Origin of the sequence: Lysobacter sp. Root983, assembly GCF_001429345.1 — a bacterium.
Classification (GTDB): Bacteria; Pseudomonadota; Gammaproteobacteria; order Xanthomonadales; family Xanthomonadaceae; genus Lysobacter.
On record NZ_LMJO01000016.1, the window covers coordinates 774,995 to 799,405 of the forward strand.

A 24,411-nucleotide genomic window follows, 5' to 3' on the forward strand; every position below is an offset into this window, starting at 1 on the left:
TCGCGTGATGCGCGTGATGCGCCCACCGCATCCGTAGGGTGCGGTGACAACCGCGCCATCGCCATGCCTCGTACTCGCGCGACGGTGCGGTTCGCTAGCGCTCACCACACCCTACTGGTTGTTCCGTAAGGGGGAGTCCGCCTTCGCGGGAATGACGGCAACGGCTCCGTAGGGTGCGGTGACAACCGCACCATCGCCATGCCACGCACCCGCGCGACGGTGCGGTTCGCTTGCGCTCACCACACCCTACGTCGAGGCTCTCGATCGCGTCGACGTCCTCGGCCGTAGCCCAGGGCTCAACCCCAGACTTCGCTCATCACCCGCTTGAAGTTGCCGCCCAGGATCTTGCCGATGCGCGCGTCCGAGTGCCCGCGCGCCGACAGCATCGCGCCCAGGGTTTCGAAGCGGCGCGGATGGTTGAGGTCGGGCAGGATCAGATACACGTCATCCGCCTCGCCCGGCGCCGAGATGCCCTTGGCGCGGCGCTCGGCGATGAACTTGCGATGCTCGGCCTTGTACTGCGCGGTCAGCTGGGTCGCCGACACGGTGCCGTCGGTGCCGATGCCGACATGGTCCTCGCCGCAGACGTTCACCGCGTGCTCCAGATGCGCGATCAGGTCGGCCGCCATCGGCTGGCCCTGGGTGCGCAGGAACGGCATCAAGTAGATCCCGACCACGCCGCCGCGCTCGGCGACCGCGCGCAGTTCGGCGTCGGTCTTGTTGCGCGGCAACGCGGCCAACGCGGCGCAGCCGGTGTGGCTGATGACCGCCGGCGACTTCGAAGCCGCGATCGCCTCCAGCGCGGTGCGCTGGCCGCTGTGGGCGAGGTCGACCACCATCTTCTTCTGATTGAGCGCTTCGATCAGCTGACGACCGAACTTGCTCAGGCCGGCATTGGCCGGCTCCAGGCAGCCGTCGCCGACAAGGTTGCGCAGGTTGTAGGTCAGCTGCACCGAGCGCACGCCAAGCTGATGGAACACGCCCACGCGATCGAGATCCTCGCCGAAGGGCGTGGTGTCCTGGAAGTTGTAGATCAGGCCGGTCTTGTTCTCATCGCGTGCGCGCTGCAGGTCGGCCGCGTCGCGCAACGACAGCAGTTGCTCGGGGTGCGCGGCCAGCTCCGCGTCCCAGAACGCGATCTGGCCCATGGTCTCTTCGAAGGCGTTGAGGTAGTGGCCTACCGGCGCCACCGTGATCTGCAGAGCGCTCAGGCCGGATTCGCGCAGGTCGGCCAGCTCCTCGGCGCTGAGCATAGCGTCGGGCTGATGGTCCTGGCGCCCGATCGTGCCGCAGGCGTCCAGCGCGAAGGTCCTGGCGTAGGGCGCCCAGGTCGGCAGCGGCGCCGGCGGCGTCAGCCCATGCGCGCCCTTGGCCCAACTCGCCAACGCCAGGGCGCCGGCGCCGATCAGGAACTCGCGTCTATTTGCCATGCAGTGCTCTCCATTGGTGGGATCGCGGCGATCGCCGCGATCGATCAGCCCCAGACTTCGGTCATCACCCGCGCGAAGTTTCCGCCCAGGATCTTGGCGATGCGCGCGTCGGAATGCCCGCGCGCCGACAGCATGCCGGCCAAGGTCTCGAAGCGGTCGGCGGTGTTGAGGTCGGGCGCGAACAGGAACAGGTTGGGATCGCGTCCCTTTTCGAAGATGCCGTCGCCGATCATGCCCTTGATCATCTCGGTGTTGTCTTTCACGTACTCGGGCGTGATGTCGACCGCGGTCAGGTTGAGATCGGTGCCGATGCCGACATGGTCCTCGCCGCAGACCTTCAGCGCGTGCTCGATGTGGCGGATGATGTCGGCCGAGGTCTGCTGGCCCTGCGCGCGCAGGTAGGGCCAGAACATGATGCCGGCGACGCCGCCGCGGTCGGCCAGCAGCTTGAGCTCGGCGTCGTAGACCATGCGCGGCACGTCGGACAGGGCCCGGCAACCGGTGTGTCCGATCAACACCGGCGCCTTCGAGGCCAGGATGCCTTCGCGGATGGTACGTGGCGCGCCATGGGCCAGATCGACCACGATCTTTTCGGCGTTGAGCCGCTCGACCACCTGATGGCCGAAATTGCTCAGCCCGGCGTTGCCCGGCTCCATGCAGCCGTCGCCGACCAGGTTGCGACGGTTGTGGGTGAGTTGCAGCACGCGCAGGCCCTGTTCGCGGAACTGGGCGATACGGTCGACGTCCTCGCCCAGCGGCTCGGTGCCCTGGAAGGTGAAGATGATGCCGACCCGGCGCTCGCGCTGGGCGCGCTTGAGATCGGCGGCATCGCGCACCAGCATCATCACGTCGGGATGGCGTGCGATCACCGCCTTCCAGTCCTCGACGCGCTGTTTGGTTTCGGCGTAAGCCTGGTCGGTGTACCAGAAGCGGCCCTGCGGCGCGACGCTGGCCATGATGCCGCTGAGCCCGCATTCGCGCAGCGCCTGCACGGCATTGGGCACGGCCGGGTCGTCGGGTTTGATGTAGAACAGCTCGCTGCCGCCTAGCGCGTCGATCGCGAGGGTGTCGCGATACGGTTTCCAGCGCGGCGGCGCGGCCGCGGCGGCGAATACGGGATTGCTGGCGGCGGCCAATGCGGCCAGTCCCGCGGCGCCGATGAACGTGCGTCGATCGATCATGCCTGCCCTCCGTGGTGCGTCGCGCAGACTCTAGCCCAGTCCACGGCTCCGCGATTGACCGATTCAACGCATCGCCCGCTCGGGAGACGGAACCGCGCCGGGGCGGCGCCTGCCCGGGCGCGACCGCCGATCACGCCGCCGCGATCGCCTCGATCTCCAGCAGCCAGGCGCCGTCGTAGATCTCAACCACGACCACGGTTAAGGCAGGCGGATGCGCTAGACGGCCCAGCACCTGCTGACGGACCTCGCGCGCGAGCTCGCGATCCTCGCGCCTGGCCAGATAGACCGTGACCTTGACCAGGTGTTCGTAGGCCATGCCCGCGGCCTCGAGCTGGGCGCCGACGTTGCGCCAGGCCAGCGCGCATTGATCGCGGAATCCCGCCGGCACCTCGCCCTCGGCGTCGGCCGGCACCTGCCCGCTCACGAACAGCAGCCGCCTCGGCTCGCGTATCTCCGCGGCCTGGGCGTAGGTGCCGTCGGCGACGGCGTAGCTGCGCCGCTCCATTTTGCCGTCTGCGGCCGGCGTCGTCGTCAGCGGCAGCGCCAGACCGATCGCGCAGAAGCCTCTCCTGTCCATCGCCCGCCCTCGTTTCGCATAGGTCGCGATCATAACCGTTAAAACTTGTTTTACCGGTAGAGGCGCGCTAGCCTGGGATTACCGGGGCGCAGCCGAACCGCCCGAGCATGCCGCGATGCGACGAGCGTTCCCCCGCCTGGGCTGGTGCCTGCTTCCTCTGCTCCCGCTGTCCTGCCATGCCGGCGAGCCACACCCGCAGGCGCGGCAGTGGACGCCCGCCGCGATCGCCAGCGACCAGTACGAATCCACGCCTACGTTCACGCCCGACGGCCGCGAGCTCTACTTCATGCGCAGCGACCGCGCCTTCGGCCGCTACCGCCTGCTGATGTCGCGCTGCGAGCCCGGTGGCTGGAGCGCGCCGCTGCCGCCGCCCTTCGCCGGCCCGCCGGACGCGCAGGAGGCCGACCCCTTTGTCAGCCACGACGGCCAGCGCCTGTACTACGTGTCCTCGCGCCAGGGTGCGAACGCCGACGACTTGGATATCTGGATGGTGCGGCGCGATGCCAGCGGCGCGTGGTCGGCGCCGCAGCGCCTGCCGGCGCCGGTGAACTCGCCCGAATCGGAACTGCTGCCGCGCGAGACCGCGAGCGGCCGGTTGTACTTCGGGTCCTCGCGCCCCGGCGGGCCGGGCCTGACCGACATCTACGAGGGCCGGCTGCGCAACGACGGCGGCTGGGACGTGAGCCTGGTCGGCCCGCCGATCAGCACCGCCGAACAGGAGTACGAAGTCGAGGTATCGCGCGACGAGGACCAGTTGATCCTGGTCGGGCAGCGCGGCGATGGGCGTTCGCACCTGTACCGGTTCGCGCGCACAGGCAAAGGCTGGGTCGCGCGCGGACGCGTGCCCGCGCGCGAGGACGTGTTCCAGGTCGGGCCCTTGTTCTCGCCCAAGGGCGATCGGGTGCTGTTCGGCCAGGTCGCCAACGAGCGCGATTCCGGAGAACTGTTCCTGGTCGACCTGCAGCCGACCGTGGACACGAATTGGCCGCCGCGCTGCGGCGGCTGAGGCCGAGCTATACGCGCCGGCTTTAAGCCACCGGCTGCAATTCGAACAACGGCCCCGGCTGCATCAGCGGCAGCAGCCAATGGTCGACCAGCAAGAACGCGAACAGCGCCATCAGGTAGACGATGGAGTAGTTGAACACCTTCATCGCGTACAGCTCGTCCGGCGGGTTCATCAGCTTCCAGGCGTAGCCCAGGAACACCGCACCCAGCACCAGCGCGCCGCCGAGATAGAACAGACCGCTCATGCCGGTCGCCCAGGGCAGCACGGTCACTGCCACCAGCAGCACGGTGTAGAACAGGATCTGCCAGCGCGTGTACTGCACGCCGTGGGTGACCGGCAGCATCGGCACCATCGCGCGCGCGTAGTCCTCGCGACGGAAGATCGCCAGCGCCCAGAAGTGCGGCGGCGTCCACACGAAGATGATCAGCACCAGCAGCAGTGCGTGCGGGTCGAGGGTGCCGGTGATCGAGGCCCAGCCCAGCGCCGGCGGCGCCGCGCCGGCGATGCCGCCGATCACGATGTTCTGCGGGGTCGCGCGCTTGAGGAAGACGGTGTAGATCACCGCGTAACCGATCAGCGAAGCGAAGGTGAGCACCGCCGTCAGCGTGTTCACCCACAGGATCAGGATCGCCATCGACAGCGCGGCCAGGATCAGCGCGAACACCAGCGCCTGGCTCGGGGTGATCTGGCCGGCGACGATGGGACGCCACGAGGTGCGCGCCATCTTGGCGTCGATGCGCGAGTCCAGCAATTGGTTGATCGCCGCCGCGCTGGACGCGGCCAACCAGATGCCGAGGAAGCCGAGCAGCCCGCGCAAGGTCTCCGCGCCGGTGGGCACGCCGTCGACCGCGAGCAGCATCCCGACCAGGGCGGTGAAGACGATCAGCGCGACCACGCGCGGCTTGGTCAACGACCAGTACTGGCGCAGGCTGGCGTGGGCGGCGGCCATGCTCAGTGCTCCGGCGCGCGCAGGCGCGCCAGCAGGGACACCAGCACGAACAGCAACAGCACCGCGCCGGCGTTGTGCAGCACCGCGACCGTCAGCGGCAGGCCGAGCTTGACGTTGGCGATGCCCAGACCGACCTGGGCCAGGGTCAGCAGCGCGAGCAGCGTGCCCCAGCCGAGCATGCCCGGCGTGCGCAGCAGCTTCACCGCCAGGCCCAGCAGGTACACGAACACCAGCATCGCCATCGCGCGGTGGGCGAGTTGGATCGCGATGCGCGCCTCGCCGTCGAGGATGCCGCCTTCGTAGTCCACGCCGATGCCGCGCCACAGCACGAAGGCCTCGCGCACGTCGTGCTTGGGCCACCACTGGCCGACGCAGGTCGGGAAATCGTTGCCGCAGGCCAGCGCGGCGTAGTTGGCGCTGGTCCAGCCGCCCAGCGCGATCTGCACGCCGAGCAGGACGATGCCCAGGATCACCAGCTTGCGCACCGTGACCGCCTCGGCCAGACGGATCGGCAGATCGGTCGCGCGCCAGGCCATCCACAGCAGCAGCGAGAAAGTCAGCAAGCCGCCGAGCAGATGGCCCATGACCACGATGGGCTTGAGCAGCCAGGTCACGGTCCACATGCCCAGCAGGGCCTGGAACACGATCACCGCCAGGGTCAGCGCGGCCACGCGCGACAAGTCGCTGTTGTTCCAGCGCAGCGCGGCGATCAGCAGGATCGCTTCGCCCAATGCGGCCAGCACCGACGCGGCGACGTGCTGGCCCTTCATGTACAGCGGAATCGAGACCGCAACCAGCACAGCGGCCACGATCACCTGAGCCACGCCGTAACGACGCCGGCGCGCGGCCAGCAGCGCCAGGGTCAGGGTCAGCACGCCGAGCAGACCGGCGATCATGCGGTGGAACTGTTCGCGCCAGGCCTTGTGCACCTCGACCGGACGGATCGCGGTGGCGACATGATCGCTGGCCTCGTGCGCGGCCGTCGGCCACGCGGCGCGCCCGTAGCAGGTCGGCCAATCGGGGCAGCTCAGACCGGCGTTGGACAGGCGCACGAACGCGCCGAACACGATCACGCACAGCGCGAGCGCGACCGCCAGCCAGGCGATGCGGTGGAAGTTGCGGTACCAGGTCGGTTTGAACGTCACGTTCATGCGGAACTCTTGCGGTTGACTCGGTGGCGACAGGGCGCGGTCGCTGTAGCGACCCGCGGCCGGGTCACATCAGTTTCAGCAGCCGGGACAGGTCTTCGCGCAGGTCGGCCGGATCGAAGCCGGGAGCGTAGCGCAGAATCACGAAGCCGTTCGGGTCGATCACATAGACCGGCACGCCCTTGGGATCGTCCAGGCGCGGCAGGCCGGTGCGCAGTTGCGGCGAGGGCTGCACGATGCGCAGCGCGGTCGGATGCGCAGCGCCCGCGGGCGGCTGGCCGATCCACAGTATGTGGACCTGATCCGCATCCTTGCCGAACAGCTGCCAGACGGTGTCGAGGTCGCGCGCGAGCTTGACGCAAGCGGCGGTGCACTCGGCCGGCGGCGCCAGCGCGATGCGCCACAGGCGCTCGGCCGGACGCCACTCGTAGGGCTTGCCGTCGGCCAGGCGCGGCACGACCTGGCGCAGGTCGCCCGGCGGCTGCAGCAGCTCGCCGTGGTTCTTCATGCCGTGCGGGCGCCAACCGGAGAAACGCAGGGCGCCGGCGACCAGCATGCTGCCGAAGAACAGCGCGAAGATCGCCAGCAGCATCACGCGATTGCGATTGCGCTTGGCGTCGGTGGGAGGAACGTTCATCGACGGGACTTCCGGAAAGTGAGTATCAAGGCGGTGGCCAGCACCGCCGCGGCCAGCGCGAACCACTGCAGCGCATAGCCACGGTGCTGTTCCGGCGGCAGGGTGTTGGCGAGCAATTCCAGGTCGCGCTCGTAGCCCAGCTTCAAGGCCGGATCCAGGCGCAGCACGCGCGGCGCCAGCGGCACCGACAGGCCGATGCCGGCGCCGATCGCCTCGGTATCGACGCGGGTCAGCAGCCAGCCCTCGCCTTGGCGGCCCAGCGCGGGCCCCAGCGCGATGCCGGTCGAGGGCGGCGGCGCGAGCAGGCCGCGCAGCTCCAGACCGCCCTCGGGGCGCGGGATGCTGGGGAAACGGCGCTGGCCGTCCAGCGCCAGCCAACCCAGGTCGACCAGCAGCGGTGCGCCCTGCTCGGGCACGAACACGCGGTAGACGCGCACGCCGGCGCGGCCGTTGCGCTGCTGGTTGTCCAGCAGCAGGGCGCCGCGCGCGTCGAACGCGCCGCGGCCGGCGGCCCAGTCGTAGTCGCGGCGGCGAGACGGATCGGCAGCCAGCGCCAACGAACCCGGCCGGCGTTCGCCCAGCACGCGCGCCGAGGCGTCGAGCATGGCCTGCTTCTCGACCGCGCGCCGCGACTGCCACAGGCCCAGGTTGACGAACGCCGCGATGGTCAGCAGCGCCAGCGTCCAGCCCACGATCAGGTTGCGCCGACGGCTCACGACATCCTCCGGCCGGACTGCGATAATCCGGCTTTCGCGGTATCGCGCGCGCCGCCGGAGGCCGCCATGAACGACTCGCTCAAGACCCTGCTGATCATTGCGTTCCTGGTCGTCATTCTCTGGAACCTGGGCGCCGGCCTCTATTACATGCTCGTGGACAAGGGGCAGAGCAAGCGCACGGTGAACGCGCTGACCCGCCGCATCGCGCTGTCCGTCGCGCTGATCCTGATCATCATCCTGTCGATCAAGATGGGCTGGATCCAGCCGCACGGTATCGGCCGAAATCCGTGATTCGAGATTTGGGATTCGGGATTCGCTAAAAGCAAAAGCGACGGCAGGCCCGTCGCTTTTTGCTTTGGCCTAGGAATTCGAGCTTCGCCCTTGCGAATCCCGAATCCCTACTCCCGAATCCCGGCTGTTAAAGCACGTAGACGAACAGGAACAGGCCCAGCCAGACCACGTCGACGAAGTGCCAGTACCAGGCCACCGCCTCGAACGCGAAGTGGTTGTCCTTGTCGAAATGGCCCTTCAGGCAGCGGAACCAGATGATCGCCAGCATCAGGGTGCCCAGCGTCACGTGCGCGCCGTGGAAGCCGGTGAGCATGAAGAAGGTCGAACCGTAGATGCCCGAACCCAGGGTCAGGTTCAGCTCCTTGTAGGCGTGGATGTATTCCTCGGCCTGGTAGAACAGGAACAGGCAGCCCAGGGCCACGGTCAGGCCCAGGAACACCAGCAGCTGCTTGCGGTGACCGGCCTTCAGCGCGTGGTGCGCGATGGTCACGGTGATGCCCGAGGTCAGCAGGATCATGGTGTTGAGCAGCGGCAGGCCCCAGGCCGGGATGGTCTCGAACACGCCACCGACGGCGCCCGGGCCGTTGGTCGGCCAACCGGCGGCGTAACCGCTCCACAGCAGGCTGTTGGTCATCACGCCGTCGCCGACGCCGCTGAGCCACGGCAACGCGAACTGGCGGGCGTAGAACAGCGCGCCGAAGAAGGCCGCGAAGAACATCACTTCGGAGAAGATGAACCACATCATCCCCATGCGGAACGAGATATCGACCTGGCGGTTGTAGTGGCCACGCACCGATTCGCGGATCACGTCGCCGAACCAGCCGAACAGCACGCCGCACATCAGGGCCAGGCCGACGAAGAAGGTGGGCTTGCCCCAGCTGACTTCGTTGAGCCAGCTGGCGATGCCGATCATCGTGGTGAACAGGGCGATCGAACCGAGGAACGGCCAGCGGCTGCTGTGCGGCACGAAGTAGGTGTTGGCGTCTGGCGTGTGTGCTTGGGCCATGGCGGCGTTCCGTTAGGTTCGGTACTGATGAAGGGGCGTGCGCGGCGAAACCGGGATCACGGCGCCGACAGCGGCGACGCCGGCGTCTTGGCCGTCGAGCCCTGCTGTCGCGCAGTGAGCACATCGTTCTTGAAGAAGGTATACGACAGCGTGATCGTGTTGACGTCGGCCGGCAGATTGGGGTCGACGATGAAACGCACCGGCATGTCGCGCTTCTCGCCCGCCGCCAGGGTCTGCGCGGTGAAGCAGAAGCATTCGGTCTTGCTGAAATAGCCCGAGGCGCGCGCGGGCGCGACCGAGGGCACGGCGCTGCCGACGATGGTGCGGTCGCTGTCGTTGTGCGCGTAGTAGGTGGTTTCGTACTGCTCGCCCGGGCGCACCTGCATGGTGACCTGGTTGGGATGGAACGACCACGGCAGCTTGGAGTTGACGCCGCCGTCGAACTGCACGGTGACGGTACGCGCACCCTTGGCCTGGTCCTGGGCCTGGCCCACGTCTTCGGCGGCGGTGCGCTCCAGGCGGATGCCGAACACCTTCTCGCAGGCGATGCGATACAGCGGCACCAGGGTGAAGGTGAAGGCGAACGCGGCCAGCGCCACCAGCACCAGCTTCACCAGCCCGGCGGTGTTCTTCTTGCCGCGGTCGTCGCTGCCGGCGCTCATTTCGAAATCACACCGCTCGACATCACGCCGCTAAGGATGAACAACACGTACACCGTCACCGCGATCGCCGCCGCCCACAACGCGGTGCGCCGCGCGCTCTTGCGGCGCGCTGCGATATCCGAGTTGTCAGGCGTCTTGTTCATACGTTTCCTATGCTCCGAATCGCCAGCCCTTGGAGCCCCCTTAAGTTAAGGGGGCGGCCTGCTCCGCGCAGCGGAGTAGGCGGGGTTGTGGGATGCAATCCGTATCAATCCGAAGCAATGTTCTCCGAGCTTCTTACTGCGGCGTAAGCCTCAATGAGTGATGTCGCCATGCGCCAGGTCGCCATCGCGAATCACCGGCGGCGTGCTGAAGCTGTGGTGCGGCGGCGGGCTCGACAGGGTCCACTCCAGGCCCTTGGCGCCTTCCCACGAACGCGCTTCGGCCTTGGCGCCGTACTTCTTCGAGTGCCACAGGATGCCCAGCATCATGAACGGGGTCAGGAACATGCCGAAGGCGCCGATCGAGCTGATCAGGTTCCAGTCCGCGAACACCACGTTGTAGTCCGGGATGCGGCGCGGCATACCGGCCAGGCCCAGGAAGTGCTGCGGGAAGAACAGCAGGTTGACGAACACGATCGTCCACCAGAAATGGAACTTGGCGGCGGTCTCGTTGTACATGCGGCCGGTCCACTTCGGCCACCAGTAGTAGACCGCGGCGATGATCGAGAACAGCGCGCCGGTCACCAGCACGTAGTGGAAGTGCGCGACCACGAAGTAAGTGTCGTGGTACTGGAAGTCGGCCGGCACGATCGCGAGCATCAGGCCCGAGAAGCCGCCGATGGTGAACAGGATCACGAACGCGATCGCCCACAGCATCGGCGATTCGAAGCTGATCGAACCGCGCCACATGGTGGTGACCCAGTTGAACACCTTCACGCCGGTCGGCACCGCGATCAGCATGGTCGCGAACATGAAGTAGATCTCGCCACCCAGCGGCATGCCGACGGTGAACATGTGGTGGGCCCACACGATGAACGAGAGGAAGGCGATCGAGGCGGTCGCGTACACCATCGCCTGGTAGCCGAACAGCGGCTTGCGGCTGAAGGTCGGGATGATCTCCGAGACCACGCCGAACGCCGGCAGGATCATGATGTAGACCTCGGGGTGACCGAAGAACCAGAAGATGTGCTGGAACATCACCGGGTCGCCGCCGCCGGCCGCGTTGAAGAACGAGGTGGCGAAGAACTTGTCGGTCAGCAGCATGGTCACGGCGCCGGCGAGCACCGGCATCACCGCGATCAGCAGGAAGGCGGTGATCAGCCAGGTCCAGCAGAAGATCGGCATCTTCAGCAGGTCGATGCCCGGCGCGCGCATGTTGAGCACGGTCGCGATCACGTTGATCGCGCCCATGATCGAGCTGATGCCCATCATGTGGATGGCGAAGATCGTGAAGGCGACGTTGTTGCCGCCCTGCAGCGACAGCGGCGGGTACAGGGTCCAGCCGCCGGCCGGTGCGCCGCCCGGCAGGAACAACGTCATCAGCAGCAGGCTGAAGGCGAACGGCAGGATCCAGAAAGACCAGTTGTTCATGCGCGGCAGCGCCATGTCCGGCGCGCCGATCTGCAGCGGGATCATCCAGTTGGCCAGGCCGACGAAGGCCGGCATCACGCCGCCGAAGATCATCACCAGCGCGTGCATGGTGGTCATCTGGTTGAAGAACTCGGGCCTGACCAGCTGCAGGCCCGGGGTCGCCAGTTCGGCGCGGATGATCACCGACATGCCCGCGCCGATGATGAACATCACGAAGCTGAAGATCAGGTACAGCGTGCCGATGTCTTTGTGGTTGGTCGAGAAGAACCAACGCTCGATGAAGCCCTGCTGGTGGGCGTGATGATCATCGTGATGATCGGCGACGGGGTGCGTGGCTGCCATGGCCTACCTCTAGGAATGCTTTGACGATCAACCGGCGACCGCGGGAGCGGTCGTGGCGTCGGAGTTCGGGGTGCCGGCCGTCGCGGGCGCCGGGGCGGCTTCGGCCGGCGCAGCCGGGGCGGCGGCGGGCGCCGCGGCCGGAGCGTTCTTGGCCTTCTGCTCGGCGAGCCACTGCTGGTACTCGGCCTTGGGCACGGCGCGCACGACGATCGGCATGAAGCCGTGGTCCTTGCCGCACAGTTCGGCGCACTGGCCGCGGTACACGCCCGGCTCTTTGATCTCGGTCCAGGCTTCGTTGACGATGCCCGGGATCGCGTCCTGCTTCCAGCCCAGCGCCGGCACCCACCACGCGTGGATGACGTCGTCGGCGGTGATCACGAAGCGGATCTTGGTATCGGTCGGCAGCACCAGGACGTTGTCGACGTCGAGCAGGTAATGCTCGTGGTCGGCCTGGGTGACGGTCTTCTTGCTCTGGCGCAGCGCGTCGCTCTTGCGGTCCAGGCGGCTGGTGAACGAGACGTTCTCGCCCAGGTAGTCGTACTTCCACATCCACTGGTAGCCGGTGACCTTGATGGTCATCTTCGACTCGCGGGTGTCGTACATCTTGATGAGCTTGCTGGTCGCCGGGAACGCCATCGCCACCAGCAGCACCACCGGGACCACGGTCCAGATGATTTCCAGCTTGGTGCTGTGGGTGAAGTCCTTATCCGGCACCGCGCCCTTGGAGTGGCGGAACTTGAACATCGCCACGGCCATCGCGCCGAACACCAGGATGCCGATCGCCACGCAGATCCACAGCGCCATCATGTGCGCTTCGTAGGCGTTGACCGACTGCGCGGTGACGCCACGGCCCATGTTCAACTGCCACGGCTTGGGATCGGCCGCCTGAGCAAATGCAAGGACCGGCACCGCCATCGCGGCGACACCCACTGCCCACTGCTTGAAACGACCGGCTTTCATCAGTTCGAGCCCCGAAAATCGTAGAAGGTTGCGTTGTCTGCTCCGCGGGCTGCCCCTCCCGGCACCGGCCCGGCCAGATGCTGGCGCGGGGGACCGTCCGGAAGGAGGTGGCTGGCGAGCCCCGTCCAGGGCCCATCACGCCGGTGACGGCGCTACGGATAATCCGCGAAATGGTAGCCTCCGACCCGCTCTGCGGCAACCCGCGAGGCGTTCACGCACGCGCTGCGGGCCTTGCGCGAACGGCCCGGAGCGACCGTCGCCGGGGGCTGTGCGGGCCCTGCCGACCGCCGCTCCGGCCGACGCCGACAGCGCGGCGACCGGCTCCATTCGGCCCGATTCGGGGCCGCCCGGCGCTCCGATGCGCGGGCCGCAACGCCGGACGCCGGCTTACGACAGTCCGGATTGGACCGAAAGCTCTAAACTAAGCGGCTCCCCTCCGCTGCGCTGCGGTCCGAATGACCATCGACTCCTCCTCCGACGCCGCCGACGGCCCGCCGCCGCGCGCGCTGATCAGCCCCGAACTCCCCCCGGTCCCGGCCGGCCCGCGCGCGGCGATCACCGCCGCCTGGGTCCGCGACGAGGCCCAACACGTGGGGCGCCTGCTCGAACAGGCCCGCCTGCCCGAGAGCGACCGCCAGGCCGCGCAGGCCACCGCCGCCGACCTGGTCGCGCGGGTCCGCACCCGCGCCCAGGACCAGGGCGCGATCGAAGCCTTCATGCGCCAGTACGACCTGGGTAGCGAGGAGGGCGTGCTGTTGATGTGCGTGGCCGAGGCGCTGCTGCGCATCCCGGACCAGGACACCGCCGACAAGCTGATCCGCGACAAGCTCGGCGAGGCCGACTGGAAGCGCCACCTGGGCCAGTCCGACTCGGTCCTGGTCAACGCCTCGACCTGGGGCCTGATGCTGACCGGCCACCTGGTCGATCTGGCCGACCACACCAAGCGCGACGTCCATAACGCCTTCAAGCGCCTGATCGGCCGCGTCGGCGAGCCGGTGATCCGCCTGGCCGTGCGCCAGGCCATGCGCATCATGGGCCACCAGTTCGTGATGGGCCGCACCATCGACGAGGCGCTGTCGCGCTCCAAGAAGGGCGACAACGCCAGTTACCGCTATTCCTTCGACATGCTGGGCGAAGGCGCGCTGACCACCAAGGACGCGCTGCGCTACCTGGAGGCCTACCGCCAGGCGATCCACGCGATCGGCAAGAGCGGGCCCGGCGGCCACTACCTGCAGCACGACGTGTTCGCCGCGCCCAGCATCTCGGTCAAGCTGTCGGCGCTGCACCCGCGCTACGAGCACGCCAAGCGCGAGCGCGTGTTCGCCGAACTCACCCCGCGCGTGCTGGAACTGGCGCAGCTGGCCAAGCGCTACGGCATCGGCTTCACCATCGACGCCGAGGAAGCCGACCGCCTGGAAATGTCGCTGGACGTGATCGCCGCGGCCTACGCAGACAAGTCGCTGGACGGCTGGCAGGGCTACGGCCTGGCCGTGCAGGCCTACCAGAAGCGCGCGCCGGAGGTGATCGACTTCCTGGCCGACCTGGCCCGCCGCACCGGCCGCCGCATCCCGGTGCGCCTGGTCAAGGGCGCCTATTGGGACAGCGAGGTCAAGCGCGCCCAGGTCGACGGCCAGCTCGGCTATCCGGTGTTCACGCGCAAGCCCAACACCGACGTGTCCTACCTGGCCAACGCGCGCCGCATGCTCGAAGCCAGCGACGCGATCTATCCGATGTTCGCCACCCACAACGCCCAGACCATCGCCACCGTGCACCGCATGGCCGCCGGGCGCGCGTTCGAGTTCCAGAAGCTGCACGGCATGGGCGACGACCTCTACGCCGAAGTCGTGCCCGCCGACCGCCTGGACGTGCCCTGCCGCGTGTACGCGCCGGTCGGCTCGCACGAGGACCTGCTGCCCTACCTGGTGCGGCGCCTGCTCGAGAACGGCGCCAACTCCAGCTTCGTCAACCGCATCACCGACGAAGACATCGCGATCGACGAACTGATCCGCGACCCGGTCGAAACCGTGTCCGCGTTCGCCAGCATCCCCCACCCGCGCATTCCGCTGCCGGTCGACCTGTACCGCAGCTACGGTTTCGAGAGGACCAATTCCATGGGCGTCAACCTCGCCAACGATCAGCAACTGCAGTCCCTGGCCGAGCAGGTCAACGCCGCCGTGGGCGACTGGCGCGCCGCGCCGCTGGTGCCGGGCGCCAACGCCGCCGGCCCCGACATCGCCGTGACCAACCCGGCCGACCGCCGCGAGACCGTGGGCCAGTGGCGCGCCGCCGACGCCGCCACCGTCGAGCTGGCGCTGAAGAACGCGGTCGCAGCGCAAGAAGCCTGGGATACGACGCCGGCCGCCAGCCGCGCCGCGATCCTCGAACACGCCGCCGACCTGCTCGAACAGCGCATGCCCGCTTACATCGCGCTGTGCACCAAGGAAGCCGGCAAGACCATCCCCGACGGCGTCGCGGAAGTGCGCGAGGCGGTCGACTTCCTGCGCTACTACGGCCAGCAGGCGCGCAAGCTGTTCGCGCCCGAGGCGCTGCCGGGCCCCACCGGCGAGTCCAACACCCTGCACCTGTCCGGCCGCGGCGTGTTCGTCTGCATCAGCCCCTGGAACTTCCCGCTGGCGATCTTCGCCGGTCAGATCGCGGCCGCGCTGGCCGCCGGCAACAGCGTGATCGCCAAGCCGGCCGAGCAGACCAACCTGATCGGCTACTACGCGGTGAAGCTGCTGCACGAAGCCGGCGTGCCGGAAGCGGTGTTGCAGTTCCTGCCCGGCGACGGCGCCACCGTCGGCGCCGCGCTCACCCGCGACCCGCGCGTGGCCGGCGTGGCCTTCACCGGCTCCACCGACACCGCGCGCGCGATCAACCGCGCCCTGGCCGCGCGCGACGCCGCGATCGGCGTGCTGATCGCCGAGACCGGCGGCCAGAACGCGCTGATCGCCGACTCCTCCTCGCTGCCGGAACAACTGGTCAAGGACGCGATCGGCTCGGCCTTCACGTCCGCCGGCCAGCGCTGCTCGGCTGCGCGCGTGCTGTTCGTGCAGGAAGACATCGCCGACAAGGTGACCTCGATGCTGGCCGGCGCGATGGCCGAGCTGAAGGTCGGCGACCCCGGCCTGCTCTCCACCGACGTCGGCCCGGTGATCGACGAAGACGCGCTGAAGATGCTCAACGACCATGCCGCGCGCATGGACCAGGAAGCGACCAAGATCGCCGAAGTCGCGCTCGACGCCGACAGCGCCCACGGCAGCTACTTCGCCCCGCGCGCCTACGCGCTGAAGTCGCTGGACCAGCTGCACAAGGAAGTCTTCGGCCCGGTCCTGCACGTGATCCGCTGGAAGGGCGACCAGCTCGACGCGGTGATCGACGCGATCAACGCCACCGGCTACGGCCTGACCCTGGGCATCCACTCGCGCATCGACGAGACCATCGAACGCATCGCCGCGCGGGTCAAGGTCGGCAACTGCTACGTCAACCGCAACCAGATCGGCGCGGTGGTCGGCGTGCAGCCCTTCGGCGGCCAGAACCTGTCCGGCACCGGCCCCAAGGCCGGCGGCCCGCACTACCTGCCGCGCTTCACCACCGAGAAGACGATCACCGTCAACACCACGGCGGCCGGCGGCAACGCGTCGCTGCTGACGCTGGGCGACTGATCGCGTACGGCATCCCGCAGAACCGACAGCCCCGCGAATGCGGGGCTGTTGGTTTTTGGGGTTAAGCGAACGCGGGTCACACCGCTCCGTGAATCGCAGCCCCTATCGAACGCGCTCGCACCTCGTTGTCGCTTGGAGTATGCATCCGCGGGATACCGCGCAGTCCGATTGCTTACGCCCCCTTCTTGCGCGCCCTGCGGATCTTGAACACCGCCATCACGATCTTTGGCAGAGCGACGCCAATGGCCAAGAAAAACGACCCCAGAAAGAAGCCAACCGCTACGGCATCAATGGAGGCAGCCTCGCTTTGAACGGAGAGATAAGCCAGCCGAGCAACCGACACCCCAAGAAAGAAGAAAGCCAGAAGAACAATGGTTGCCGTGAGCCAGCCGTAACGAACGCCTGGCGCTACCCTCCTGATGAATTCCTCAATCGTCGCGAAGGCCATTGCGGTCGCCAATGCGTAGCCGCAAAGAACCCAGAGCCTTTCGGCCGGGAGGCGGATGTCGACGTGCTCGGCTCCAAGGAAGCTCGCCGAGAACCACGTGCCCAGCAAGAACGCCAACACGCAGGCTACAAGTTTCATGGCCCTCCTCCCACAAACCGCCAGCCGAGATCCAAGCCGCCGTAAATCATCGCATCTACAGACTTACTCGCGTCGAAGGAGAGAGACAACCCGCCTTCGGAATAGTGAGCAACTTGGGGGCCGCCGGTAACGGAGGAACGCGAAAATAGAGCCCCTCGGCACCCCTGCGTCGCATCGGCGCCCCACTCCAGCCGCCCCAAATGATCGTTATGGACAAAATAGAGGTGACCGCCCCGGCGCAGACCAATGGGTTCGCCACCTAGTCAGATTTGGTTGCTCCATGCCCCTCCAGCGTATCCCGCGAATGCGGGGCTGCTCTTGTAGGGGCTAACAAGCCGCTATCGGGCTTTGCACGCCATCGTTCGATCTCCCGTCAAAACAACCGGGCCTACTTCGCCGGAGACCTCTGTACGGCAACGCAGCTGGGCAGGATTACCTGGTAATCCAGTACCAAACGGTTTCCGTCTCGCGGTCGACCGCTATTCCTGCCGGATAGGTGGAGCCCGCATGGCTCATTTTCGGGCACGAGTAGAGGCCGAGCGGCATAGGTGACGGCCCCTGCGAGTCCTTCGCCAAGTACTCCGGCCACCATGGCGCGTTCCGCTGTGTCCTTCTGCGATCCGGAAGATCCGGCGCGGGTCGCGCCGCGCAATTCGCGAGCAGCCCCGCGATATCTCCACTGCCATATCGGAATCGCAACCACAGCTCCCCGGTGTCGACATTGTGCACCTCAACGATGCTCCGGGCAGACCGCGGCATTTCCTTTGGAAGCCAGCCCGACTCGAAGGCTCGCTTCGTCGCTGCCTCGGAGTATGTGGCGTAGGTCTCCGAAAGCACTTCTTCGTAACCGAAGACCCTTGAGCACCCACCCGCCATACCTAGACCCGCAAGAACGACCAGAACAATGGAGGTCTTCATGGAAACTCATTCCTGAGGGCATCGAGTTCCTGCAACGGCGCCACGCAGTCGTCCCGAGACATCTTCAGCCATTCGCCCTTCGGGACTACGGCCGGTACACCAGGAGCCTGGGCGGCCTCAACGCCTGCCGGCACCCGCAGCCCTGAACTGCGAAGCAGCGTGCTCACACCCAGAAAAAGAATACGGCGGCAAGGGCGACGACGCCAAGCGCGAGCGATATCCCCATCGCCAGATAGCCTTCAAGCCACATCCTCAGCTGGTCGATGGATGCGTCTTTTCGCAACACTTTGATTGCCGAAAGCGCACACCCGAGGATTCCGCCACAGCCGAAGAACACCAAGCCACAGGCTCCTCCTACGCCGGCCCCCATGAGAATGGCTTCCTGCGAACTGCCACGCTCGGTCGCCACATAGGCCCCCACTACCGCGCCAATAAGCAAAGCACCCAGGGCAGATCCAACGCCACGCATAGATTCGTCCCCGCGATAGAGTGAGTGAGGCCGCTCACTTGCTTTGTACTCCGCGCGGAAAGCCTTCGGTAGTGCGCGTCATACCGACCGATGCATCAATGGCATGTTCGCGCCCATGCCGGTCCGCGGGCCAAGCGACGCCAACTCGATCCGGCCTGATGCCAGCCGGCGCTTCGCGAAAATGAGGGCGCCTGGGACGGACTGCAAGTCGCGCTCAGGTCGATGCCTGCGCCTGGAGCCTGGAACCGCGAGTCAGACCGAACGATCCCATTGCGCTGACCAAACCTGCCGCACAGAACACCGCTCGCGGCCGCCACCGCCAGTGGCGAGCCGCGGCCACGTCGATCAATCAGCCGCCGGCGACGTTGCCCCAGGCGCAGCGAACTTGCGCCCAGGGAGGGTGCCCAGCGCGCCGATCGAGAACGCCGCCACGCAAGCCAGGAACACGGTCTGAGAAATGGTGCGCAGCCTGGCGCTTTCACTTCCGATGCCTTGGGACCCGCGCGCGAATCTACTAAAGAGCCCCGCGTCAGCGGGGCTCGTGAAATCGCGGTGATCGATCACCGCGATCCATTGCGGCGGCAAGACTTAGGGAATCGGATTCCCACCGCCGCCGCCGCCACCACCGCCCGGGCAGCTGGCCATGTTGAAGAAGCTGCGCGTGGCGCTCTGACCGTCCGCGCTGCCGACCACCAGGGTCGCGCTCTGGCCGCTGCCGACTTCGGCGGTGCGTCCGTCGGGCGAGTACCAGATCACGTTGCTCCAGCTGTAGGTATACGGCGGCAGGCCGCCGTTGACGGTGGCGGTGACGCTCCACGAGTCGCCGCAACCGCGCGCCGAGGCCGGCATGATCACGATCAGCGGACCCAGCGGCTCATAGGCCACGCGATCGTCGTACAGCTGCGCCCAGCGGCCGTCATAACCGCCGTTCTGCGGCAGCTCCCAACCGTTGAGCAGCCACTGGCCGGCTTCGTAGTTCTCGCGCGTGTCGATGCCGCCGGAGTGCACCAGCAGATCGTGCTGGCGCCAATAGGCGTTCAAGGACGCGTAGTCGCCGCTGGCGTCGGCGCGGTTGCGGTTGTAGCTGTCGCGGCCGGCGCCGCTGTAGCCGCCGAGCTTGTCGGAACCGGAGATGGTGTCGGCATTGGTCTCGGCCGAGTACGCGCCCCACAGCCAATCCTTGCCGAGCACGCCGTCGCGGCCGTCGGTCAGGCTGGAACTGGAGGTATCGCGCGACAGCACGTAGAAACGTTGCAGACCGACCGGCACTTCGACCTGGCCCAACTCGTCGGTGATCGGCGTGTCGAGCAGGATGTCGGCGGTCTGGCCCGAATTCCAGTTGATCGACCAGTTGGCGCCCGACCACTGTCCGCCGAACACGTCGGCCAGGTCCTGCAGTTCGTAGGTGATCCGCTTCACCAGCGACCACGACACCGTGTCGTCGCGGCCGGCGGCCAGCGCGTTGGCGTTGCCGTAGTTGATGCTGCTGGCGCCCCAGGCGGTGACCGCGGCGTTGGAGGTCTCCGGCACCCACACGTAGTGCACCGACTTGTCGTCGTCGTTGGTGACTTCGACTTCGGCCGAGTTGTTGGCGGTGCGGCGCGCGGCGATGGTGCTGTAGGCGTCCTGCACGAAATGCAGTTCGTGACCGTGCGTGCCGAGTTCGGTGTTGTCCTCGTCGGCCTGCCAGATCATCACGTGCTTGCCGCCGGCGACCTGCATGAAATTCAGGTCGGAGCTGCCGTAGCTGCGCATCACATGGTCTTTGTGACTGGTGATGGTGACGTGGCCCACGTACTCGCCGCCCGCGCCCGGTGTGCCGGTCACGCCGCGCACCACGACTTCGATGCGTTCCCAGTCGTGGATCTCGTTGGCCTTCTTATCGACCGGGTGATAGACGTGGTACAGCAGCACCAGGGCCTTGCTGTTGCCGTCCATGTACTCGATCACCGACGAATACAGGGTCGGGCGGATGCGCCAGTTCGAATAGGCGCCGGTGCCCGCGGCCGAGGCGGCGATGTACTGCGACAGCAGGTTGGGCCAGGTGTAGCGGTTGTTGGCGAAATTGCCGTCGCGATCGAAGTCGTAGTTCGAAATCCAGTCGCGGCCCTTCTTGCTGCTGCTTTCCTCGGCGCGCTGCATGATCACCGGCGCGTAGTGCTGCAGATAGGTCTTGCGTTCGGCCGGCGTCAGCAACCAGGCCTGCGCGGACGCGACACCGCTGGCGAGCACGGCGGCAAGGAACAACAACAGAATCGAACACCAGCGCAAGGACAGGCGCGACGAGAGAGCGCCACCCGCTTTGGCAGCGGACGGCGCGGAACGGTTCACAGGGTGCATCGGTGTCTCCTTAATCCATCAAGGCACCTGCCGAGGCAGGCGAGTTCATGATGCGGAAGGGCTGCCTGCATCGGTCCGCGCAGGCCCTGCGCCCCGCGACGGGCTTTGTGTGCCGTCGCGCGCATCGCGTCCATCTGTCCACTCGCGTGCCCCGCTGTCAATCGGTTTCGCGGAGCGCTGTCTGCGGCCTCACCGAAATGGCACACAAAAGGCATAAAAAAGCCCCGCCGAAGCGGGGCTTTTCGAATAACGCGTCGTACCGTGGATCAGAAGTGGTACTGCGCCGAAACGCCGAACAGGTTCACGTCGCTGCTGTAGGAACCGAACAGGCGCTGGCCGCCCTGGGCCGGCGGGGTGACGATGCCGATCTGCGGGGTGTCCGGCTCGATGCGCACGTAGGAGAAGTTCAGCTCGAGGTTCTCGCTGAAGTTCCAGGTGGCGCCGATGGAGTACCAGCGACGGTCTTCATCCGGCAGGCGCGGGGTGCGCGTGGCGTAGGTGGTCGGGGTTTCGTCGTAGGCGTAACCGGCGCGCAGGGTCCAGGCGTCGTTGAGCTTGTACTCGCCGCCCAGCGACATGAAGCGCGTGGTATCCCAGCCGAAGTGCTCGACCGAATCCGCGTCCGGGTTGGCGAAGTCGATGCGGATTTCCTGCAGCGACGACCAATCGGTCTCGGAGTAGTCGGCCAGCAGCGAGAACTGGTCGTTGAACTTGTACTCGACGCTGACGGTGGTGACCGACGGGGTGGTCAGCTTGGCCAGGGCCTTGCCGTCCTTGAACAGCGGCGTGGCACCGAGCGGGCCACCGGCCACGGCGGCCGGAACGGTCCAGTCGACGGTGCCGCTCAGCTCGTGATCGATTTCCGAACGGTGCGACAGGCCGATCGCCAGCTTGTCGTTCGGGCGGAAGTTGACGCCGATGACCCAGCCCAGGCCGGTGTCGTCGCCTTCGACCTTGGCGAAGCCATCCGAGCCCTGCGGACGCGCGAACGCCGGCGCGGTCGGACGAGCCGCCGGCGGCAGCTGGCCGAACAGGATCGTGCCGAAATCGACCGACTTCGACAGCTCAGCCTCGGCCTTCTCCCAGATGATGCCGCCGCCGACCGACAGGTGGTCAGGCACCAGGTCGAACGCGGCCGACAGGGTCAGGTCGACGGTCTTGAGTTCGGACTTGGCGGCGTAGTAGCGGCCGACCCAGCCGGGCTTGTACTCGGTCTTCAGACCGAACGGCGCGCTGACCATGGCGCCCACGGCCAGGCCGTTATCGAACTTGTGGATGATCGACATCGCCGGAACCGGGGTGACGTCGCCGGCTTCGCCGCCGTCGCCGCCGGTGAGCGGACGGCCGAGCAGGTCGTAACCGCCGCCGCTGAACTTGGCGTTGAGGTCGATGACGGTGACGTCGGCCTGGAAGGTGGTGCCTTCGAACTGGGTCATCGCTGCCGGGTTGTTGGCGACGACGGAGGAGTCGCCAGCGGCCACGCCGGAACCGGCGAACGCGCGACCCATGGCCTTGACGCTGTTTTCCTTGAGCTGGAAGCCCGAAGCGTGGACCTGGCCCAAAGCCAGGGCGCCGGTGATGCCCAGCGCGAGGGCGGTCAGGCGCGTATAGCGGTGTGCGTGTTGCATGCGTGTAGTCTCCATTGGAGTATTTTTTGGTATTCCTCGGCCGTCCGAGCGGCTCCGATCTGGCTGGAGCTCGCACCGCCGGAAAGCCCCTCCCGACGTACGACGCCGTATGCACTATAGCGCGGCCGTTAACTGAAAGCTAACAATAGGTCCCAGTTCCACCGCTACCGTTTTTGGCCTCATGCCGTGCCGGTTCCCCCCTGTTCGTACCGGCCGGACCTGAATCCGCGACGCCCCAAACCGATGTTCATCGCCATCCCCTCCCGCGAAAAGGCACCCCTGCGCTGGGCCACCCCCCTGCTGTTCGCGGTGCTGTGGCTGTGCTTCATCGGCTCGGCCCTGCTGCCGGACACCGACGAACGCCGCCTGATGCTGGAATGGGGCGCACTGTCGGGCGGCCTGGCCACCCCCGAGGCCTGGTGGCACGCGATCCGCGACGGCAGCGGCCTGCGCCTGTTCAGCGCCTTGTTCCTGCACGCCGACTGGGCCCACCTGCTGGGCAACCTGGTGTTCCTGCTGATCTTCGGCCTGCCGGCGGAGCGGACGATGGGGCCGTGGCGGTTCCTGGCCCTGTTCCTGTGCGGCGGCGCGGTCGCCAACCTGGCCGCGGTGATCGCGATCGGCACGCCGGACCGGTTGATCATCGGCGCCAGCGGCGCGGTCTCGGCCCTGATCGGCGCCTACCTGGCGCTATTTCCGGGCGCCAAGCTCGGGGTGGTGGTGCCGCTGGGGCTGTTCCTGCAGTTCGTGAAGGTGCCGGCGCCGCTGCTGATCGGCGTCTGGGCGCTGCTGCAGGTGGTCTTCACCTTCATCGGCCCGGCCTTCGGCGCGGTCGCGTGGTCGGCGCATCTGGCCGGCTTCGCCTTCGGCGGCGCGTTCGCGCTGATCGCGCGCGCGGGCATCGCGCGACGGATGAGGCGCCGCCGCGGCTTCTGAAGGCCGAGATTGGGGATTAGGGATTCGACACAGCAGGTCGGTACTGCGCAGTTGAGTTTCGGTACTCGCCCCCCAAGCTTAGAAGCACGCGCTCGCTCACGCTTTTGCGAATCCCGAATCCCCAATCCCGAATCCCTGCCCCATGGCCAAAACGCTCTACAAAGTCACCTTCCTCAACGCCGGCAAGGTCTACGAGCTGTACGCGCGGCACGTGGCCTCGGGCGCGCTGTGGGGCTTCACCGAAGTCGGCGAACTGGTGTTCGACGTGCACGAAGGCCTGGTGGTGGATCCGACCGAGGAGCGCCTGCGCGACGAGTTCGGCAACACCCGCATGCTGCACCTGCCGATGCACAGCATCGTGCGCATCGAGGAAGTGGAGCGCAAAGGCCAGTCGGCTATCCGCGACGCGGCGACCGGCGAGAAGGTGGTGACGCCGTTCCCGCTGCCGGCGAAACCGCGCTGACGCAGGCGCCTACGCGCAGCGTAAGCGCGTGCGCACATCGTTGGCGCGCGGCATTGCCCACCGTCTCGATGCCTATTTCGCGCCTCAAATGCGCATGAAATCCACTCATTCATGAGTGCGCCGCCTATCCATCCGCGGCGCCGCTGACGCGCGGCGACACACGCCGCTGCGATGCTAGGCTGCTTTCCGGGCCCTACGCAGCGCGCGACGATGAGCCACGACGAATCAGCCAGCGGCACGATACGGCTCAAGGATCTGAGCTTCGCCGCCGAGCGCGCGCAAATCGCCGGTTGGCTGTACGACGACGCCAGCGGCGAGGCCCGCTGGTCGATCGATGTGCACGGCAGTGCGCAGCGCTTCGGCCAAGGCGAGGTCCAGCAGGATCTGCAGCCGCATTTCTACGACGAGATCATGCCGGCGCGGATCGACGATTGGCGCCAGCTAGAGGGCTTCGCCTACAGCTTCGAACTGGAGCGCGACGACGCGGTAGGCGACAGCCTGCCTAGCCTGTATCTGTGTTCGCATCTGAGCCTGCCGCGCAGCGAACTGCGCCTGGGTGCGCGCCGCGGCGCGCGCTTCGCCCTGCACTGGCGCGGCCTGGCCGAGGCCAACTGGGACGAACGCTATGGCGAGGACATGCCGTTCGAGATCGACCTGGAGATTGCGTTCGCGCATCAGGAGGTGCGCTACTGGCATCGCGACGACGGCGACGACTACGAAGGCGCCGCCCGCGCGGTCATGGCGCGACGCGGACTGTCCGGCGAGCACTTGCGCTATCGCGAACACAAACGTTTTCGCGACGATCCCGGCGACCAGCACTACCGGCTGATGCGCGTGTTCTTCGATCCGCTGGATTGAAACCTGCGCGTGCGTCGCGAAACGATGCGACCGGATGCGAAGACGCCCGGCTTGCGGCCGGGCGTCGTCGGG

23 protein-coding genes are annotated in these 24,411 nt (G+C 67.2%); 6 read left to right on the forward strand and 17 right to left on the reverse strand.

What is annotated here, in order from left to right; translation table 11 throughout:
• Positions 1 to 296 precede the first annotated feature (296 nt).
• The 3 genes from ASE43_RS15640 to ASE43_RS15650 all read right to left on the reverse strand — a co-directional run bounded on the left by ASE43_RS15640 (position 297) and on the right by ASE43_RS15650 (position 3,188).
• Positions 297 to 1,430, reverse strand: a complete 1,134-nt coding sequence (locus ASE43_RS15640; RefSeq protein ID WP_057161094.1) for a membrane dipeptidase — start codon at positions 1,428 to 1,430, stop codon at positions 297 to 299.
• A gap of 44 nt (positions 1,431 to 1,474) precedes the next feature.
• Entirely contained in the window at positions 1,475 to 2,611 is a 1,137-nt protein-coding gene (locus ASE43_RS15645) for a membrane dipeptidase (RefSeq protein ID WP_057161095.1), read from the reverse strand.
• Between the two features lie 130 nt (positions 2,612 to 2,741).
• The gene (locus ASE43_RS15650; RefSeq protein ID WP_200944023.1) at positions 2,742 to 3,188 is read right to left on the reverse strand and encodes a RidA family protein; all 447 of its coding nucleotides are present in this window, start codon (positions 3,186 to 3,188) and stop codon (positions 2,742 to 2,744) included.
• A 115-nt stretch (positions 3,189 to 3,303) separates the two neighbouring features.
• On the opposite strand from ASE43_RS15650, the gene ASE43_RS15655 reads away from it, so the two are divergent.
• Entirely contained in the window at positions 3,304 to 4,194 is an 891-nt protein-coding gene (locus tag ASE43_RS15655) for a PD40 domain-containing protein (protein ID WP_057161096.1), read from the forward strand.
• 22 nt (positions 4,195 to 4,216) lie between these two features.
• Here the strand turns inward: ASE43_RS15655 and cyoE are convergent, their stop codons facing one another.
• From cyoE to ASE43_RS15675, 4 genes are all read right to left on the reverse strand, one after another.
• Positions 4,217 to 5,143: a heme o synthase gene (gene cyoE, locus ASE43_RS15660; protein ID WP_057161097.1), complete on the reverse strand. Its 927-nt coding sequence runs from the start codon at positions 5,141 to 5,143 to the stop codon at positions 4,217 to 4,219.
• Positions 5,144 to 5,145: 2 nt separating this feature from the next.
• Entirely contained in the window at positions 5,146 to 6,294 is a 1,149-nt protein-coding gene (locus ASE43_RS15665; RefSeq protein WP_056181148.1) for a COX15/CtaA family protein, read from the reverse strand.
• 64 nt (positions 6,295 to 6,358) lie between these two features.
• Positions 6,359 to 6,928 carry a hypothetical protein gene (locus ASE43_RS15670; RefSeq protein WP_057161098.1) on the reverse strand — a complete coding sequence of 190 codons (570 nt, stop codon included), beginning with the start codon at positions 6,926 to 6,928 and terminating at the stop codon, positions 6,359 to 6,361.
• A complete protein-coding gene (locus ASE43_RS15675; RefSeq protein WP_057161099.1) occupies positions 6,925 to 7,644 on the reverse strand; it encodes an SURF1 family protein in 720 nt (239 codons plus the stop codon). Before ASE43_RS15675 ends, ASE43_RS15670 begins: the two co-directional genes overlap by 4 nt.
• A 66-nt stretch (positions 7,645 to 7,710) precedes the next feature.
• On the opposite strand from ASE43_RS15675, the gene ASE43_RS15680 reads away from it, so the two are divergent.
• A complete protein-coding gene (locus ASE43_RS15680; RefSeq protein ID WP_057161100.1) occupies positions 7,711 to 7,935 on the forward strand; it encodes a twin transmembrane helix small protein in 225 nt (74 codons plus the stop codon).
• A 127-nt stretch (positions 7,936 to 8,062) separates the two neighbouring features.
• On the opposite strand, the gene ASE43_RS15685 is transcribed toward ASE43_RS15680, so the two are convergent.
• The 5 genes from ASE43_RS15685 to coxB all read right to left on the reverse strand — a co-directional run bounded on the left by ASE43_RS15685 (position 8,063) and on the right by coxB (position 12,476).
• Positions 8,063 to 8,941: a cytochrome c oxidase subunit 3 gene (locus ASE43_RS15685; RefSeq protein ID WP_056181161.1), complete on the reverse strand. Its 879-nt coding sequence runs from the start codon at positions 8,939 to 8,941 to the stop codon at positions 8,063 to 8,065.
• Between the two features lie 56 nt (positions 8,942 to 8,997).
• Positions 8,998 to 9,603 (reverse strand): cytochrome c oxidase assembly protein, encoded by a 606-nt coding sequence (locus ASE43_RS15690; protein WP_056181163.1) that lies wholly within the window; start codon positions 9,601 to 9,603, stop codon positions 8,998 to 9,000.
• Entirely contained in the window at positions 9,600 to 9,746 is a 147-nt protein-coding gene (locus ASE43_RS22380) for a hypothetical protein (RefSeq protein ID WP_200956271.1), read from the reverse strand. The genes ASE43_RS15690 and ASE43_RS22380 overlap by 4 nt, the downstream gene beginning before the upstream one ends.
• 150 nt (positions 9,747 to 9,896) lie before the next feature.
• A complete protein-coding gene (ctaD, locus tag ASE43_RS15695) occupies positions 9,897 to 11,516 on the reverse strand; it encodes a cytochrome c oxidase subunit I (RefSeq protein ID WP_056181166.1) in 1,620 nt (539 codons plus the stop codon).
• A gap of 27 nt (positions 11,517 to 11,543) precedes the next feature.
• Positions 11,544 to 12,476 carry a cytochrome c oxidase subunit II gene (gene coxB / locus ASE43_RS15700; protein WP_057161101.1) on the reverse strand — a complete coding sequence of 311 codons (933 nt, stop codon included), beginning with the start codon at positions 12,474 to 12,476 and terminating at the stop codon, positions 11,544 to 11,546.
• A gap of 455 nt (positions 12,477 to 12,931) precedes the next feature.
• On the opposite strand from coxB, the gene putA reads away from it, so the two are divergent.
• Entirely contained in the window at positions 12,932 to 16,141 is a 3,210-nt protein-coding gene (gene putA / locus ASE43_RS15705) for a bifunctional proline dehydrogenase/L-glutamate gamma-semialdehyde dehydrogenase PutA (RefSeq protein ID WP_056181172.1), read from the forward strand.
• A 172-nt stretch (positions 16,142 to 16,313) separates the two neighbouring features.
• Here putA and ASE43_RS15710 read toward each other — a convergent pair whose 3' ends face one another.
• From ASE43_RS15710 to ASE43_RS15730, 5 genes are all read right to left on the reverse strand, one after another.
• On the reverse strand, positions 16,314 to 16,727 hold the full coding sequence (locus tag ASE43_RS15710) for a hypothetical protein (protein ID WP_057161102.1): 414 nt from the start codon (positions 16,725 to 16,727) through the stop codon (positions 16,314 to 16,316).
• Between the two features lie 432 nt (positions 16,728 to 17,159).
• Complete coding sequence (locus tag ASE43_RS21925; protein ID WP_157499982.1) at positions 17,160 to 17,645, reverse strand: hypothetical protein; 486 nt, start codon at positions 17,643 to 17,645, stop codon at positions 17,160 to 17,162.
• A gap of 163 nt (positions 17,646 to 17,808) precedes the next feature.
• On the reverse strand, positions 17,809 to 17,985 hold the full coding sequence (locus tag ASE43_RS22175) for a hypothetical protein (protein ID WP_157489488.1): 177 nt from the start codon (positions 17,983 to 17,985) through the stop codon (positions 17,809 to 17,811).
• Between the two features lie 717 nt (positions 17,986 to 18,702).
• Positions 18,703 to 20,361 carry a SprB repeat-containing protein gene (locus ASE43_RS15725; protein ID WP_200956272.1) on the reverse strand — a complete coding sequence of 553 codons (1,659 nt, stop codon included), beginning with the start codon at positions 20,359 to 20,361 and terminating at the stop codon, positions 18,703 to 18,705.
• 359 nt (positions 20,362 to 20,720) lie between these two features.
• Complete coding sequence (locus ASE43_RS15730) at positions 20,721 to 22,082, reverse strand: porin (RefSeq protein ID WP_057161105.1); 1,362 nt, start codon at positions 22,080 to 22,082, stop codon at positions 20,721 to 20,723.
• 243 nt (positions 22,083 to 22,325) lie between these two features.
• Here ASE43_RS15730 and ASE43_RS15735 point away from each other — a divergent pair, with 243 nt between their 5' ends.
• From ASE43_RS15735 to ASE43_RS15745, 3 genes are all read left to right on the forward strand, one after another.
• Positions 22,326 to 23,018: a rhomboid family intramembrane serine protease gene (locus tag ASE43_RS15735; RefSeq protein ID WP_056181188.1), complete on the forward strand. Its 693-nt coding sequence runs from the start codon at positions 22,326 to 22,328 to the stop codon at positions 23,016 to 23,018.
• Between the two features lie 142 nt (positions 23,019 to 23,160).
• Positions 23,161 to 23,481: a DUF1820 family protein gene (locus ASE43_RS15740; RefSeq protein WP_055901988.1), complete on the forward strand. Its 321-nt coding sequence runs from the start codon at positions 23,161 to 23,163 to the stop codon at positions 23,479 to 23,481.
• Between the two features lie 210 nt (positions 23,482 to 23,691).
• Complete coding sequence (locus ASE43_RS15745; RefSeq protein ID WP_057161106.1) at positions 23,692 to 24,339, forward strand: hypothetical protein; 648 nt, start codon at positions 23,692 to 23,694, stop codon at positions 24,337 to 24,339.
• Positions 24,340 to 24,411 lie beyond the last annotated feature (72 nt).

What these genes read in the sequence shown, in the direction of transcription:
- ASE43_RS15640 (WP_057161094.1), bottom strand. Translation starts at nt 1,430, where the DNA reads ATGGCAAATAGACGCGAGTTCCTGATCGGCGCCGGCGCCCTGGCGTTG.
- ASE43_RS15645 (WP_057161095.1), bottom strand. Translation starts at nt 2,611, where the DNA reads ATGATCGATCGACGCACGTTCATCGGCGCCGCGGGACTGGCCGCATTG.
- ASE43_RS15650 (WP_200944023.1), bottom strand. Translation starts at nt 3,188, where the DNA reads ATGGACAGGAGAGGCTTCTGCGCGATCGGTCTGGCGCTGCCGCTGACG.
- ASE43_RS15655 (WP_057161096.1), top strand. Translation starts at nt 3,304, where the DNA reads ATGCGACGAGCGTTCCCCCGCCTGGGCTGGTGCCTGCTTCCTCTGCTC.
- cyoE (WP_057161097.1), bottom strand. Translation starts at nt 5,143, where the DNA reads ATGGCCGCCGCCCACGCCAGCCTGCGCCAGTACTGGTCGTTGACCAAG.
- ASE43_RS15665 (WP_056181148.1), bottom strand. Translation starts at nt 6,294, where the DNA reads ATGAACGTGACGTTCAAACCGACCTGGTACCGCAACTTCCACCGCATC.
- ASE43_RS15670 (WP_057161098.1), bottom strand. Translation starts at nt 6,928, where the DNA reads ATGAACGTTCCTCCCACCGACGCCAAGCGCAATCGCAATCGCGTGATG.
- ASE43_RS15680 (WP_057161100.1), top strand. Translation starts at nt 7,711, where the DNA reads ATGAACGACTCGCTCAAGACCCTGCTGATCATTGCGTTCCTGGTCGTC.
- ASE43_RS15685 (WP_056181161.1), bottom strand. Translation starts at nt 8,941, where the DNA reads ATGGCCCAAGCACACACGCCAGACGCCAACACCTACTTCGTGCCGCAC.
- ASE43_RS15690 (WP_056181163.1), bottom strand. Translation starts at nt 9,603, where the DNA reads ATGAGCGCCGGCAGCGACGACCGCGGCAAGAAGAACACCGCCGGGCTG.
- ASE43_RS22380 (WP_200956271.1), bottom strand. Translation starts at nt 9,746, where the DNA reads ATGAACAAGACGCCTGACAACTCGGATATCGCAGCGCGCCGCAAGAGC.
- ctaD (WP_056181166.1), bottom strand. Translation starts at nt 11,516, where the DNA reads ATGGCAGCCACGCACCCCGTCGCCGATCATCACGATGATCATCACGCC.
- coxB (WP_057161101.1), bottom strand. Translation starts at nt 12,476, where the DNA reads ATGAAAGCCGGTCGTTTCAAGCAGTGGGCAGTGGGTGTCGCCGCGATG.
- putA (WP_056181172.1), top strand. Translation starts at nt 12,932, where the DNA reads ATGACCATCGACTCCTCCTCCGACGCCGCCGACGGCCCGCCGCCGCGC.
- ASE43_RS15710 (WP_057161102.1), bottom strand. Translation starts at nt 16,727, where the DNA reads ATGAAACTTGTAGCCTGCGTGTTGGCGTTCTTGCTGGGCACGTGGTTC.
- ASE43_RS21925 (WP_157499982.1), bottom strand. Translation starts at nt 17,645, where the DNA reads ATGAAGACCTCCATTGTTCTGGTCGTTCTTGCGGGTCTAGGTATGGCG.
- ASE43_RS15730 (WP_057161105.1), bottom strand. Translation starts at nt 22,082, where the DNA reads ATGCAACACGCACACCGCTATACGCGCCTGACCGCCCTCGCGCTGGGC.
- ASE43_RS15735 (WP_056181188.1), top strand. Translation starts at nt 22,326, where the DNA reads ATGTTCATCGCCATCCCCTCCCGCGAAAAGGCACCCCTGCGCTGGGCC.
- ASE43_RS15740 (WP_055901988.1), top strand. Translation starts at nt 23,161, where the DNA reads ATGGCCAAAACGCTCTACAAAGTCACCTTCCTCAACGCCGGCAAGGTC.
- ASE43_RS15745 (WP_057161106.1), top strand. Translation starts at nt 23,692, where the DNA reads ATGAGCCACGACGAATCAGCCAGCGGCACGATACGGCTCAAGGATCTG.